The sequence below is a fragment of the Micromonospora sp. WMMD1082 genome (assembly GCF_029626175.1).
Classification (GTDB): domain Bacteria; phylum Actinomycetota; class Actinomycetes; order Mycobacteriales; family Micromonosporaceae; genus Micromonospora.
Genome location: NZ_JARUBM010000002.1, coordinates 5,300,972 through 5,315,219, shown reverse-complemented (window position 1 = coordinate 5,315,219; position 14,248 = coordinate 5,300,972). Strand labels below are relative to the sequence as shown.

Sequence of the window (14,248 nt, the reverse complement as noted above, 5' to 3'; positions counted from 1 at the left end):
TATGTTGACTTTACTGCTGTCACTGTATGCGTTTAGTATCGCCTCGTCAACGGGCGCAGGACGCGGGCCGCGACGGCTGCCGACGTCGATGTGACCGGTGGCTTTTCCCTGATCGGAGTCGCATGACCAGTCAGATGAGGATCTTCATCCGCGACGAGGAACACGATGTCGAGGCATTCGTGGTCGCCGACTCGTTCGTCGCCGGCCGGGCGATGGGCGGTACCCGGATGACCACGGACGTCACCGTCGACGAGGTCGCCGCCCTCGCCTCGGCGATGACCAGAAAGCTGGCCCTGGCCGGAGTCCCGATCGGCGGCGCGAAGGCGGGTATCCGCTGCGGACTGCCGCCGGGACCACACCGCAACCGGGTCCTGGCGGCGTTCGGACGGCAGATCGCCCCGCTGTTGCGCGGTGGCCTGTACCTCGGCTCGGACCAGGGCATCACCCACGATGACCGAGACCTGTTCTTCTCCGCCGCCGGCTTCGACCCGCAACGTCGGCTCTCCTGGCTGCCCTGCGGCTGGGGCGACCTGTGGCGCCGCTGCCGGGAGGTGACCGGATTCGGCGTCTGCGAGGCGGTCGACACGGCCGCCGGAGAGCTGCTCGGCCCGGATGCGGTGCGCTCGATCGCCATCCAGGGCTTCGGCGTCGTCGGGCGGGCGGTCGCCTCCGGGCTCGCCGCCCGCGGCTACCCCGTGGTCGCGGTCGCCGACCGGCACGGCACCATCAGCGCCCACGGTGGGCTGCCGGTCAGCGCACTGCTGGACGCCACCGACAGCACCGGCAGCATCGACCGGTGGCGGCTGCCGCCCAGCCTCGACCTGACCACCACACCCGACGCCTGGCTCGACGTGCCCGCCGACATCCTGGTGCTGGCCGCCGGCAGCGGCGCGGTCAACGACGACAACGTGCACCGGGTCACCCCACGGTTGCTGGTCGAGGCAGGCAACCTGACGTGCACTCCCACCGCGGAGGCGACGCTTGCCGGGCGCGGCGCCTACACGCTGCCCGGCCCGGTGGTCAACGTCGGGGCGGCGGCCGTGACCGGCCTGCTGCTGACCGACTCGGTAGGCAGGTGCGCCGACCCGGACAGTCTGGTCGCCGGCCTGTTCGAAACCGTCGCCACGATCATCCGGGGCAACACGACCGAGGTCATCACCCGGGCCCGCAGCACGGACCAGCCCCTGAGCGTCGTCGCCGACGCCCTCGCCGCCGAACGGGTCGGCACGCACGCCGCGACCGTGGAACCGCTGACGGTATGAGCCCCCGCGTCTGCGTCTACCACCCGAGCATGGGTCCGGCCATCGCCCGGGCCCTGCGGGCGGCCCACCCGTCGGTACGCGTCGACGTCGCGCCCGACGTGCGGGTCGACCCGCCACGACCAGAGACCATCGACGTCCTGGTCGCCAACCGCCTCCCCGACGGCCTGCTGGGCCGCTGCCCGCGGCTGTCCTGGCTGCACCTGACCGGCACCGGCACCGACCACCTGGCCGCCGCCGGCATGGCGCCGGGGCTGCGCGTCACCACCTCCGCCACCGTCCCGGTCCGCGCCGTGGCGGAATTCGCCTGGATGGCGGTCCTGGCGTTGGCCAAGGACGCGCCCCGGCTCCGCGACCAGCAGCACGAACGGCGCTGGTCGCCGCCGGACGCACGGCTGGTGGCCGGGTCGCGGCTGCTGCTGCTCGGTCTGGGCCGCATCGGCTCGGCGATCGCCGAGCTGGCGGCCCCGTTCGGCGTACGGGTCACCGCGGTGACCCGTACCGCCCGGCCGTCGCCGCTGGCGGACGCGGTCCTGCCGCCGCACCTGCTGCGGGCCGCCGCGGCCGACACCGACCACCTCGTCAGCACCCTGCCGAGCGACCCGAGCACCCGGGGCCTCGTCGACCGTCAGGTGATCGAGGCGCTGCCGGCCGACGCCGTCGTGGTCAACGTCGGCCGGGCCGACACCCTCGACAGCGGCGCCCTCGTCGCCGCGCTGCGTGCCGGCCGTCTGCGCGGCGCGGTACTCGACGTCCACGACGTGGAGCCCCTACCACCCGACAGTCCCCTGTGGGAGGTGCCCGGTCTCTTCGTCACCCCGCACGGGGCGTACCGGTTCCCGGAGGAGGAACATGCCGTCGCCAAGGTCTTCCTGGCCGAGTTCGCCGCCTGGTCCCGCGAGAGCGCGACGGCCGGCCAGGACGCTGCCGCCTGCCCGTTCCTGGCTCGCAACGGGGTGATCCGATGACCACACAGCTCACCCTCGACCCGGCCGCGATGCTCGCCGAGGCCGGCCTGCCCGCCGACCCGCAGGCTCCCCATCAGCAGGGCCTGTACCGGCTCGCCGAGGCGTTGCGCGACGAGGCCCGGCTGCACCCGCGCGGTGCGGCGGCGGTGCACGCCGGCCTGGTCACGGCGCTGCGGCTGCGCGCGGCGGTGCACCGGCTGCACGCGGAGGTGCCGGAGGTCGGCAAGGTTCCGCTGCGGCGGCCCATCTTCGTCACCGGGCTGCTGCGCACCGGCACCACACTCGTCCAGAACCTGCTCACCGAGCACCCCGCGCTGCGGGCACCCGCGCTGTGGGAGCTGATGCTGCCGGTCAGCGACCCCGGCGCGAGCGAGCACGACCTCGCGGACCGGGCACAGGGGTACGTGGACGAGTACTACACCGTCGCCCCGCTGTTGCGCTCGATGCACTTCCTCGACGCGCGGCGCCCCGACGAGTGCCACCGACTCACCGGCAACGCCTTCGCCAGCATGGTCTACGGGATGCGGTACCGGGTGCCCTCGTACGACCGTTGGCTCGACGAGACCGGCATGCTGGCGGCGTACCGTGACCACCGGCGCCAGGTGCAGGCGATCCTGTGGCGCCGCCCGGGCCGGGACGTGGTGCTCAAGTGCCCGTTCCACCTGTGGCACCTGCCGGACCTGGTCCGGGTCTACCCCGACGCGCGGATCGTGGTGCTGCACCGTGATCCCGCCGTCGCCGTCGTCTCCACCTGCCTGCTCTGCGAGACGGTACGCGGCGCCCGTTCGGACGCGGTCGATCGGCACGAGATCGGTCGACAGTGGTCGTCCGCGGTCACCACCGGGCTGCGCCGCTTCGCCCGCGACCGGACGGCCCTGCCCCCGACGGCGCAACTGATCGAGGCGGAGTACACCGCCCTGGTCCGCGACCCGATCGCCACCATGCGCGGCATCTGCGACCAGCTCGGCGTCGGGCTGGACGGGCCGGCCGAGACGGCGATGCGCCGTTACCTCGCGGCCCACCCGCAGTACAGCACTGGCGCCTACCGCTACCGCGCCGAGGACTACGGCCTGGACCCGGCCCGCCTGGCCCGGGACCTCACCCCCCTCCGACGCTCGTGACCCGCACATACCACGACACCGGCACCCGGGAGGACCATCGTGACCACCCCCCAGTCTCGCGCGGCCGCGCTGATCGCGGCCACCAACCAGCCCTCGGCGGAGGCGAACGAGGCATTCACCATCGGCCTGCTGACGCCCGTCACCGGCCCCGGTGACGCCACCGCCGGCGAACTCATCACCCGGGCGGCCTGCCTCGGCGCGGAGTACCTCAACGGGCGTGGCGGCGTGCGTGGTGGCCTGCCGGTGCGACTGGTGCTGCAGAACGACCAGCCCCTGGAGGAGGGCGAGATCATGCAGCGCAGCGCGGTCGGCGCGCTGGCGAAACTCGCGCTCGTGGACCAGGTGCACGCGGTCATCGGGCAGTGGCACCTGCGGACCGCACCCGGGGTGTCGGCGGCCGCCGAACTCTTCGGCGTACCGCTGTTCGTGGAGAACGGGCACAGCACGCTCACCCAGCAGCACCGCCGTACGCTGTTCCGCACCTACTTCACCATCGCCGACCGGGCTCCGATGATCGCGGACCTGCTCGTCGAACAGGGCGTCCGCCGGGCGGGGATCCTGGCCGCGGACACCGTCTTCGGCCTGATGAACGCCGACACCATCGCCGACGAGCTGACCGCGCGCGGCGTCGAGGTGCTCCGCTTCGACTTCCCGCAGGACAGCACCTACGACGTACGCGACCAGCTGCGGGCGGTCAAGGACTTCGCGCCGGACGTACTCATCAACGGCGGTGTCGTCCGCACCAACTACATGATCATCCAACAGGCGGCGGAGGTCGGGCTGCTGCCCGGACCGATGCTGGTGGTCCTCTTCCCCTTCCCGATGCGGTCCGAGGACTACTGGCGGCTCGCCGGCGAGGTCGGCAACCACGTCGTCTGGCCGGCCCTGCTGTACCGGCCGTCCTGGCCCGGCCTGGCCGAGATCGGTCGCTGGTTCACCCAGCGCTACGCCGAACGCTTCGGCTCGTTCCCACCGGACAACGCGTTGAACGCCTTCACCGACGTCACGATCCTCGGTCAGGCCGCCGACGCCGCCACCGAGCTGAGCCGCGACGCCCTGATCGACGCGCTGGAGACCCACGAGTTCGACACGTGGCGTGGCCCGGTGCGGTTCCGCCGGGACGAGGAGCACTGGCACCACAGCCCACCACCGATCGTCCTGATGCAGTACCAGCGGTTCGGGCAGACCTTCGACGAGGCGACGATCGTCTACCCGCCCGAGGCCCGCACGGGGCAGCTGACCCGACCCGACCGCGACGTCCAGGTCGCCCGGTGACCGAGGACCCACCGGCGATGGCCGCCGACCGGCTCCTCGCCACGCTGCGGGCACACGGCGTGGACCGGGTCTTCTGCGTACCGGGCGAGAGTTTCCTGCCGGTGCTGGACCGGCTCGCCGGTGCCGGCATCGACCTGGTCACCTGCCGGCACGAGGGTGGGGCCGCGTTCATGGCGCTGGCCGACGCGAAGCTCACCGGAACGCCCGGGGTGGTGCTGGTCAACCGCGGTCCGGGCGCGACGAACGCCGCCATCGCGGTGCACTCGGCGGACCTCGACGCCACCGGGCTGCTGCTGATCGTCGGCGACGTCCGCACCGCCGAACGGGGGCGGCGGTCCTTCCAGGAACTCGACCACCAGGCCGCCTTCGCCGGGATGTCCCGGGGCGTGTTCACCGTCGGGCACCCCCGCCACGTCGCCGAGTTCACCGCCCGTGCCCTCGCCGCCGCGCGCGGCGGGGTGCCCGGACCGGCCGTCCTCGTCGTACCGGAGGACGTGCTCGCCGAGCCGGTGCCGCCGTCGGTCGGCGGCGCACCGGTGGTGACCGAACCCGCCCGGCCACCGGCCGGGGCGGTGGACCGGACACTGGCCCTGTTGACCGGGAGCGAACGGCCGGTACTGGTCGCCGGCGGCCGGCTGGACAGCCCGCAGGGCCGGCGCGCGCTACGCGAGGCCGCCCGCCGGCACCGCCTGCCGGTGCTGGTGACCAACAAGCGGCAGGACCTGTTCGACAACACCGACCCGCTGTACGCCGGGCACCTGAACCTGGCCACCCCACCGCGACAGCGCGACCTGATCGGGCGGAGCGATCTCGTACTGGCCGTCGGCACCCGGCTCGACGCGGTCAGCACCCAGCGGTACACGCTGCCCGACCCGGCCACCGCACTGGTGCACGTGTACCCGGACGCGACCGTGCCGGGCGGGGCCTACCAGCCCCGGCTGGCGTACGCCTGCTCCCCCACCGCCTTCCTGGAGCAGCTCGCCGCCGCACCACCGCGCGCCCCGGCCGACGACGGCTGGCTCCGGCAACTCGCCGGCCACGAGGCGGAGCAGGCCCGGTGGCACCCGGTCACCGCCTCCGACGGGGTCGTCTTCGGCCAGGTCGTCGCGGCCCTCGGCGAACTGACCTCGGGACGCGGCACCGTGACGGTCGACGCGGGCAACTTCACCTCATGGGTGCATCGCTACCACCGGGTCGCCGACGGTGGCCGGCTGCTGGGCATCGGGTCCAGCGCGATGGGCTTCGGCGTCCCGGCCGGCGTGGCGGCCGCCCTGCGCCGCCCGGGGGAGCCCACCGTGGTCTTCGTCGGCGACGGGGGCTTCCTGATGACCGGGACAGAACTCGCCACCGCGGTCCGGTACCGCGCCCGGGTGGTGATCGTGGTCGCGGACAACGGCAGCTACGGCACGATCCGCCAGCACCAGGAGCGCGCCTACCCGGGACGGGTCGCCGGGACCGACCTGACCAACCCCGACTTCGCGCTGCTCGCCCACGCGTACGGGGCGCTGGGCCTGACCATCGGTACGGATGCCGAGGTGGAGCCGGTGCTGTCGAAGGCCCTGGCCCACCGTGGCCCCGTCGTCGTGCACGTACGGACCAGTCTCGCGCACATCTCCGCCTACCAGCACCTCGCCGGCCTGAGGAGGACCCGATGAGCATCGCAGAGCGACTGACCGGCCTCGTCGGCGCCGAGCACGTGCTGCTCGGCGACGCGATCGGTGGGCGGTACGCGCAGGACCTGTGGGGCAGCGACCGGGTCGGCGCGCCCACGGTGGTGGCCCGTCCGGCGAGCACCGCCGAGGTGGCGGCCGTCCTGGCGGAGTGCCATCGCCGGCGTCAGCCGGTGGTGGTGCAGGGCGGGATGACCGGACTGGTGGGTGGCGGAGTGCCGGACGCGCACGAGGTGGTGCTCTCGCTGGAACGGATGACCGCGATCGAGGAGATCGACGTGGTCGGCGCGACGATGACGGTTCAGGCGGGTGCGACGTTGCAGCAGGTGCAGGAGGCCGCCGAGCGGCACGGACTGATGTTCCCGCTGGACCTCGCGTCGCGCGGTTCGTGCACGATCGGTGGCTGTCTGGCCACCAACGCGGGTGGCAACCGGGTGCTGCGCTACGGCATGACGCGGGATCTGGTGCTCGGCGTCGAAGCGGTCCTCGCCGACGGCACCACGCTGCCGGGGTTGCACAAGCTGGTCAAGAACAACGCCGGGTACGACCTCAAGCACCTCTTCATCGGCTCGGAGGGGACGCTCGGCGTGATCACCCGCGCGGTGCTGCGCCTACAGCCGCTGCCCCGGACCCGCTACGTGGCCTTCTGCGGGCTGCCCGGCGTCGACGCGGCGCTCGCGCTGTTGGGCCGGCTCCGCGCGGCGATGCCGGGCTCGATCAGCGCGTTCGAGGCGATCTGGGACGAGGCGTACCAGCTGATCCTGCCGCTGCGGGACACGGTGCGTACGCCGCTGACCGGCCGGTACCCGGTCTACGCGCTGGTGGAGATGCAGGGTTCGGATCCGACCGGCGACACCGAGCGGTTCGTCGCCGCCCTGGACGCCTGCGACGACCTGATCGCCGAGTCCGCCGTCGGTCTGGAGCCGGCCGAGGTGGCGGCCCTGTGGGCGGTACGGGAGCGGATCCCGTCGCTCATCCTCGGTGGCGAGCTGCCGCTCTTCGGTTTCGACGTGAGCCTGCCCGCCACCTGCCTGGAGACCTACCTGGCCAGGGTCGACCGCGAGTTGCGCGAGCTGTGGCCGCAGGTGACGCTGCAGGTGTTCGGGCATCTGGGCGACGGCAACGTGCACATCGCGGTCGTCACCGGCGAGACCACCCGCAGGCGCAAGTCGGAGGTGGAGCACATCGTCTACCGCAATGTGGAGCGCTACCAGGGATCGATCTCCGCCGAACACGGCATCGGCTTCGAGAAGGAACCGTACCTGGCCTACTCCCGCCGTCCGGCGGAGATCGCGACAATGCGGCTGCTCAAGCAGGCACTCGACCCGCGCGGGATCCTCAACGGTGGGCGGATCTTCGCCGCCGTCCCCGCCTGCCCGGCCGCGCAGGCGCAGCCGGAGGTGCCGGCGTGACCCTGCTCCGCAGCGACCTGCGCCCGTACGGGACCTCGATCTTCACCGCGATGAGTCAGCTGGCGGCGCGACAGCAGGCGGTGAACCTGGCACAGGGGGCGCCGGACTTCGGCCCGCCCGCCGCGCTGCTGGCCGCCGCCGACGAGGCGGTCCGCAAGGGTGGGCACCAGTACAGCCTCAGCATCGGCGTGCCCGCGCTGCGCCAGGCGGTCGCCGCCGACCTGCTGCGGCGCTACGGTCGCCAGGTCGATCCGGAGACCGAGGTGACGGTGACCGCCGGTGCCAGCGAAGCGATCTGGTGCGCCGCCATCGGGCTACTCGAACCGGGCGACGAGGCGATCGTGCTGGAGCCCTTCTACGAACAGTATCCGCCCAGCGTGACCGCGGCCGGGGCGACGGTACGCTACGTCTCCTGCGGTTTCCCCGACTTCCGGCTGGACCCGCAGCGGCTGACCGAGGCGTTCACCCCCCGTACCCGGCTGGTCTTCCTCAACACGCCGTGGAATCCGGCCGGCCGGGTGCTGCGCCACTCGGAACTGGCGCTGCTCGGCGAGCTCGCCGACCGGTACGACGCCTACCTGGTCTCGGACGAGACCTACGAGCACCTGACCTTCGATGGTGTGGCGCACCTTCCGGTCGCCGAGGTGCCGGCGTGCCGGGACCGTACGGTGACCATCTCGTCGGTGTCGAAGACCTTCTCGGCGACCGGGTGGCGGGTCGGCTGGGCCGTCGCCCCACCGGCGCTGACCGCGGCGCTGCGCGCGGTCAAGCAGTTCGTGACGTTCGCGCCGGCGACCCCGCTGCAACTGGCGACGGCCGCAATGCTGGGCGAGGCCCCGGCGAGCGGCTACTACGACCTGCTGCGCGCCCAGTACGCCCAGCGGCGGGCGGTGCTGCGGGACTACCTGCAACGCACCCCGTTGACGCTGGCCGAGAACGAGGGGACGTACTTCCTTCTCGGCCGGTGCCCGGACGACGACGTCGCCTACTGCACCGACCTGATCCGCAGCCGGGGCGTGGCGGCGATCCCGGCCTCCCGCTTCTACGCCGACCCGGGCCGGGGCAGGGGACTCGTCCGCTTCGCATTCTGTAAACGCCTCGATACGCTGCGCCTGGCGGGTGACCGCCTGACCGGAGAAGGGTGAACTGACGATGGAGTCGACACCGCTGCCCCTGGCGGCACGGGACTACCTCGAACCGCTGGCGGCGGAGATGGCCGCGTTCGAGGCGATCGCCCGCAAGGCTGACCTGTCGCTGCCAGTGCGGGTGAGCCGCCACTGGCAACTGCGGGATCTGGTTGGTCACCTCGGCGGCATCCACCGGTGGGCAGCGGAGAACATCCGCACCGGCAAGCGGGCCCGGCAGGTACCGAAGCCGGACGAGGACGTGGCGCCCGCGGACTGGTACCGCGCCGGGGCGGACCTGTTGCTGCGCGAGCTGGCGGAGACCGATCCGCACGCGCCGTGCTGGAACTTCAGCACCGTGCCACGCACCGCCGACTTCTGGTTCCGCCGGCAGTTGCACGAGACCACGATCCACGGCCGGGACGCCGACCAGGCGCTCGGCGAGGTGCGACCGGTGCCGGACCTGCTGGCCGCCGACGGTGTGGACGAGGTGCTGCGGGTGATGCTGGCGGTGGGCCACCGTTGGGACGGCAAGCCGGTGGCCGCGCTGACCGGCCCGGTGGCGGTGGAACTGCCCGACACCGGGCACCGGTGGGTGCTGTCCCCCTCGGACGGCCGGGTGCCGACGGTCAGCGGCCCGGCCGCGACCGCGGCGGACGATCCGGTGGCAGTGCTGCGGGGGCCGGCCGAGCAGGTGCTGCTCCTGCTCTGGCAGCGGCTGCCGATCGCGGCGGGGAAGCATCTGATCAGCGGTGACGCCGACCTGGTGCAGCGGCTGCTGAAGAGTCAGATCACCCCTTGACGTCTCAGACGCCCAGGCCGCCGCTGACCACGAGCTGGGTGCCGGTCACGTGCCGGGACTCGTCGCTGGCGAGATAGAGGATCGCGGCTGCCGCGTCGTCGGGCGTACCGAGTTCACCCATCGGCACCCGGGCCAGGTACGCGGCACGGGCCCGGTCCACGTCCGGGTCGAAGAGGGCGAGCACCTGGTCGCCGAGTTCGGTCTCGACGAGTCCGGGGTGCACCGAGTTGCACCGGATGCCGTACCGGCGCCAGGCACAGTGGACCGCGACCGACTTGGTCAGCTGGGTGACCGCGGCCTTCGCCGCACCGTACGCGGTGAACAGCGGGGTGGACATGAGTCCGGCGGTGCTGGAGACGTTGACGATGCTGCCGCCTCCCCTGGTCCCCATCACGCGTACCGCGGCGCGGCAGCCGAGCATGACGCTGTCCAGGTTGACGGCGAGGATACGCCGCCACTGGTCGAGTTCGACCTCCTCGATGTCCTGCGCCTGGTCGTCGCCGATCCAGCCGGCGTTGTTGACCAGGATGTCGAGGCGTCCGTAACGGGCCACGACCGCGTCGACGACCTCGTCCCAGCGGTGTTCGTCGACCACGTCCTGGGGCAGGTACCAGGCGGTCCCGCCGAGCCTCTCGACCGCGGCGGCGCCACGCTCGGGGTCGCGGCCGGTCACGACGACGGCCCGTGCGTCGTGCCGGGTGAACGTCTGGGCGGTGGTCAGGCCGATGCCCGCGGTGCCGCCGCTGATCAGGCAGACCTTGCCGGTCAGCCGCATGGTTGCCCCCTCGTCACGGTCCCGCGCCGTCGAGCAGGCGCTGCACCTCGTCGTCGGTCATCGATTCCACCCTGGCCAGCACGTCGTCGAGGAGGTGCTCGTCGACGGCCTGCGGAGCCAGTTGCCGCCGTACCTCGGTGGCGAGCGTGGCGAGCGTGGGGCGCTGGAAGTAGCTCAGGGCGTCGACCTCGACGCCGAAGGTGAGCTGGGCCATGGCCACCAGCCGGATCAGCATGACGCTGTCGCCGCCGATCTCGAACAGGTCGTCGTCGGCGGACACCGGTACGCCGGGAAGCACGACCCCGTAGCACTCATCGCGCAACCGGTGCAGAACCTGGTCGTCTCCGGTGCCGCCGGTCAGGTTTTCGGTGTCCACCCGCACCCTCCCGATCAACCGAACAACAACTCAACTATTGACTGTAGTTATATCCTGAGTCAAGGCCGAATATCGGAGGCGACGCATGACCACGGAGTCCGACGCGGAAGCGATCCAACGGCGATTCGCGCACCTACCCGCCGAGCGCCGCAGGGCGCTGGAACGAGTGCTCCGCGCCCGCGCCGAGCCACCTCGTAGCGCCGCGCCACTGGCCCCCCGAGCCGACCCCGACGCACCCGTTCCCCTGTCCTACGCGCAGGAGAGGCTCTGGTATCTCGAACAGCTCTACCAGCGCCGCGACATCTTCGCCTTCCCCACCGCCAGCCGCCTGCGTGGACCGTTGGACCTGACCGCCCTCCGCAGCGCCTGCGCCGACCTCGCCGCCCGGCACGACTCGTTGCGCACCGTCGTCACGACCGTGGACGGCGCGCCCACGCAACGGATCCTGCCCGTGCGCACCGTGGACTTCGAGCTGGTCGACCTGACCGGCGCCGACCCCGCCACTTGTGCCGAGCGGGCCAGCGCCGAGGCGCTCACCGGCTTCGACCTCGCGACGCAGCCCCCGCTGCGGGTACGCGTCTACCGGCTCGCCGCCGACGACCACGTCCTCGTCGTCAACCAGCACGTGGCCGTCGCCGACATGCCATCCCGGGCGATCCTGCTCCGCGATCTGTGGAACCGGTACGAGGCCGCCGCGTACGGCAGCGCGCCGCCGCTGCCCACCCTGCCGATCCAGTACGCCGACTTCGCCGTCTGGCAACGCGACCGCCTCGACGGGGAACGGTTGGACCGGCTGCTCGACTACTGGCAGCGGCACCTCGCCGACGCGCCGCACAAACTGGCCATGCCCACCACCCGGCCCCGTCCCGCCCGGCACGAGGGCTCCGGGCGGTTCTACTACGGCACCGCGCCCGAAGGGCTGGGCGAGCGGGTGCACGAGGCCGCGCGGTCGTGGCGTACCACCCCGTCGGTCCTGCTGCTCGCCTGCTACCGCATCCTGCTGTGGCAGTACAGCGGCCAGGAGGACATCGTCGTCGGGGTGCCCAAGAGCGAGCGGGCCCACCCGGAGACGGAGAACCTCATCGGCTACTTCGTCAATGTGCTGCCCCTGCGGTCGCAGGTACGGGACACCGACACGGCACGGCAGGTCATCGCCCGCGAGCACACCCGCGCCCTGGCCGCGTACGCCCGGCAGGAGCTGCCGTACGAACGGGTGGTGCGGGCCGTCAACCCGGTCCGCGAGGCCGGCGTGCCACCGCTGTACCAGGTCTCCTACTCGTACCTGGCCGACGCCGGCCCCGGGCTGCCCCTGTCCCCCAGCGGTCTGCGCGGGGAGCCGTTCCCGCTGCGCTCCGAGGGCACCGAGTACGACCTCGGCGTCAACATCCTGCACGGGGTACGGCTCGGCGCGCAGTGGCCGTACAACGACGACATCTTCGACGAGTCGACCGTCGAGACGCTCGCCGGACAGTTCTGGGCGCTGGTCGCCGCCGTCGTCGCCGATGTCGACACCCCGGTCACCGCGCTGCCCGTGACCTCCACCGGACACGACGGCACGGCACCGTCCACCACCGGTGCAAAGCCGCCGCACACCCCCGGCGACGCTGCACCCCGCGCGACGATCCCGGCCGCCGCCGCTCTCGTCGGTCCCGTCGGCCGGCTGCTGAGCACCGCGCCACCCGGCAGCGCCCTGGCCGACGTCGACGCCGGGCTGGCCGACGCCACCGGGGCCGAGCTGACCCGGGTCCCCGGCGGCGGCACCGACCTCGCCGCGCTGGTGGACCGGCTGCGACCGGGCCTCGTCAGCGCGACCACCGCGCTGCTGGCCCGGCTCCCCGCCGGCTGGCGGGCCCCGGATGGCTGTGCCCTGCTGGCCGTCGGTGACCTGCACCGTGCCGCCGCCGAGCGCCTCGCCGCCCGGGCCGGCCTGGTCTGGTACGGCTGCCTACGCCCCGGCGGCGGCCTGGCGACGCTGGGCCGGCTGTCCGTCGGCCGGGAACGGGTCGGCGCCGGCCGGCCGCTCGCCCCGCTGCGGGCGTGGACGGCACACCCGTCGGGCCGTCCGCTGCCGCAGGGCGCCTTCGGCACCCTGCACCTGCGGGCCGCCGACGGTCCGGGGCCGGCCGAGCCGACCGACTGGTACGCCCGGCTCCGCGCGGACGACACGGTCGAACTCGCCGGCCCGGCCGCCGACCGGACCGTCCTGCGCGGGGTACCGCTGCACCCGAGCGAGATCACCGACCTGCTCGTCCAGCTTCCCGGCGTACGGGACGCCACGACGGTCACCACACCGGACGGCACCCCGCACGCGTACCTGGTGCTGGCCGAGACGGTCGACCCGGAGCAGGTGCGGCAGTGGTTGGGTCAGCGGTTGCCGAGCTTCGCCGTCCCGGGGCTGACCGTGCTGCCCGGCCTTCCCCACACCGTGGACGGACGCGTCGACCGGGCCGCGCTGCCCACACCCACCACCGACGGCGGATCCGACTCCCGACCGCCGTCCGGCCCCACCGAGCAGGTCATCGCCGGCGCGTGGACCGAACTGCTGGGCCGGGCACCCGCGTACGTCGACGACAACTTCTTCGACCTCGGCGGGCACTCCCTGATGCTGCAGCAGCTCTCGGCCCGGCTCTCGCAGGTGCTGGGCGGCCCCGTGCCGCTGATCGAGCTGCTGGAGCATCCGACGGTGGCGCAGCAGGCCCAACTCGTCGGCGAACTCGGTCTGGCCGGTGAGCCGGCATGAGCGACGCTTCGCTGCACGAGCCGGTCGCGGCCCTCCTGCGCGACGAGGTCATCGCGGCCGTCCTGCCCGGACACGAGATCGATCCCACGGCGAACCTGTTCGAGCTGGGCGCCGACAGCCTCGCCCTGATCCGGCTGGTGAACCGCACCAACTTGGTCTTCGAGGTCGAGGTGGACGCCGCCGCGTTCTTCCAGCAACCCACCGGCGAGCTGTTGGCCCGCCTGGTGGTGGCGCAGTTGGACGGCGACCTGACGGAAGGCACCCCACGGTGAGCAGCTCCGACGACGATCCCCGTCTCGGCGTGACCGTGACGCACCGGCGCTACGTCTCCCGGTCCGACGTCCGCTACGCGGGCGACCTGGTCAACGGCGCGTACGCGCTGGCCGGCTTCGGTGACGCGGTCACCGAACTCGCCATCCGCACCGACGGCGACGAGGGGCTGCTCGCCGGCTACCGGGCCGTCGAGTTCCACGCTCCGATCCGTGCCGGCGACGTGGTCGAGTTCGCCGGCACGGTGACCCGGGTCCGCACCCGGTCCCGTACGGTCGCCCTGACCTGCTCGGTGCTCTGCCGGGCCGAGCCCGAACGGGGGGTCACCTCGGCCCGCCCGCTGGACCCACCCGTCGTCGCGGTCACCGCCGAGGCCACCGTGGTGGTGCCTCCGGCGCGGTGACCGCCCACCCCCGGCGGTGCAGGTCCACCCCGGGCGGTCCGGCGACCCCCGGG

13 protein-coding genes are annotated in these 14,248 nt (G+C 72.9%); 11 read left to right on the top strand and 2 right to left on the bottom strand.

Annotated elements, in window-relative coordinates; translation table 11 throughout:
• The first annotated feature begins 122 nt into the window (after positions 1-122).
• Genes O7615_RS24530 through O7615_RS24495 form a run of 8 tightly spaced genes read left to right on the top strand, consistent with a single transcriptional unit; the run spans position 123 to position 9,631 of the window.
• Positions 123-1,262, top strand: coding sequence for a Glu/Leu/Phe/Val dehydrogenase dimerization domain-containing protein (locus O7615_RS24530; RefSeq protein WP_278180144.1), 1,140 nt, complete (start codon positions 123-125; stop codon positions 1,260-1,262).
• A 29-nt stretch (positions 1,263-1,291) separates the two neighbouring features.
• A complete protein-coding gene (locus O7615_RS24525) occupies positions 1,292-2,227 on the top strand; it encodes an NAD(P)-dependent oxidoreductase (protein WP_278180143.1) in 936 nt (311 codons plus the stop codon).
• On the top strand, positions 2,224-3,348 hold the full coding sequence (locus O7615_RS24520; protein ID WP_278180142.1) for a sulfotransferase: 1,125 nt from the start codon (positions 2,224-2,226) through the stop codon (positions 3,346-3,348). Before O7615_RS24525 ends, O7615_RS24520 begins: the two co-directional genes overlap by 4 nt.
• Positions 3,349-3,387: 39 nt before the next feature.
• Positions 3,388-4,623: an ABC transporter substrate-binding protein gene (locus O7615_RS24515; RefSeq protein ID WP_278180141.1), complete on the top strand. Its 1,236-nt coding sequence runs from the start codon at positions 3,388-3,390 to the stop codon at positions 4,621-4,623.
• Positions 4,624-4,640: 17 nt separating this feature from the next.
• A complete protein-coding gene (locus tag O7615_RS24510) occupies positions 4,641-6,278 on the top strand; it encodes a thiamine pyrophosphate-dependent enzyme (RefSeq protein ID WP_278182213.1) in 1,638 nt (545 codons plus the stop codon).
• Positions 6,275-7,705 carry an FAD-binding oxidoreductase gene (locus O7615_RS24505; RefSeq protein ID WP_278180140.1) on the top strand — a complete coding sequence of 477 codons (1,431 nt, stop codon included), beginning with the start codon at positions 6,275-6,277 and terminating at the stop codon, positions 7,703-7,705. The genes O7615_RS24510 and O7615_RS24505 overlap by 4 nt, the downstream gene beginning before the upstream one ends.
• Positions 7,702-8,850 carry an aminotransferase class I/II-fold pyridoxal phosphate-dependent enzyme gene (locus O7615_RS24500; protein WP_278180139.1) on the top strand — a complete coding sequence of 383 codons (1,149 nt, stop codon included), beginning with the start codon at positions 7,702-7,704 and terminating at the stop codon, positions 8,848-8,850. Before O7615_RS24505 ends, O7615_RS24500 begins: the two co-directional genes overlap by 4 nt.
• Positions 8,851-8,857: 7 nt before the next feature.
• Positions 8,858-9,631, top strand: coding sequence for a maleylpyruvate isomerase family mycothiol-dependent enzyme (locus O7615_RS24495; protein ID WP_278180138.1), 774 nt, complete (start codon positions 8,858-8,860; stop codon positions 9,629-9,631).
• Positions 9,632-9,635: 4 nt separating this feature from the next.
• Here the strand turns inward: O7615_RS24495 and O7615_RS24490 are convergent, their stop codons facing one another.
• Positions 9,636-10,406: a glucose 1-dehydrogenase gene (locus O7615_RS24490; RefSeq protein ID WP_278180137.1), complete on the bottom strand. Its 771-nt coding sequence runs from the start codon at positions 10,404-10,406 to the stop codon at positions 9,636-9,638.
• A 13-nt stretch (positions 10,407-10,419) separates the two neighbouring features.
• Positions 10,420-10,782, bottom strand: coding sequence for an acyl carrier protein (locus tag O7615_RS24485; RefSeq protein ID WP_278180136.1), 363 nt, complete (start codon positions 10,780-10,782; stop codon positions 10,420-10,422).
• Between the two features lie 85 nt (positions 10,783-10,867).
• Here O7615_RS24485 and O7615_RS24480 point away from each other — a divergent pair, with 85 nt between their 5' ends.
• Genes O7615_RS24480 through O7615_RS24470 form a run of 3 tightly spaced genes read left to right on the top strand, consistent with a single transcriptional unit; the run spans position 10,868 to position 14,195 of the window.
• Positions 10,868-13,522 carry a condensation domain-containing protein gene (locus O7615_RS24480; protein ID WP_278180135.1) on the top strand — a complete coding sequence of 885 codons (2,655 nt, stop codon included), beginning with the start codon at positions 10,868-10,870 and terminating at the stop codon, positions 13,520-13,522.
• The gene (locus O7615_RS24475) at positions 13,519-13,794 is read left to right on the top strand and encodes an acyl carrier protein (RefSeq protein ID WP_278180134.1); all 276 of its coding nucleotides are present in this window, start codon (positions 13,519-13,521) and stop codon (positions 13,792-13,794) included. Before O7615_RS24480 ends, O7615_RS24475 begins: the two co-directional genes overlap by 4 nt.
• On the top strand, positions 13,791-14,195 hold the full coding sequence (locus O7615_RS24470) for a 3-aminobutyryl-CoA ammonia-lyase (RefSeq protein ID WP_278180133.1): 405 nt from the start codon (positions 13,791-13,793) through the stop codon (positions 14,193-14,195). The genes O7615_RS24475 and O7615_RS24470 overlap by 4 nt, the downstream gene beginning before the upstream one ends.
• Positions 14,196-14,248 lie beyond the last annotated feature (53 nt).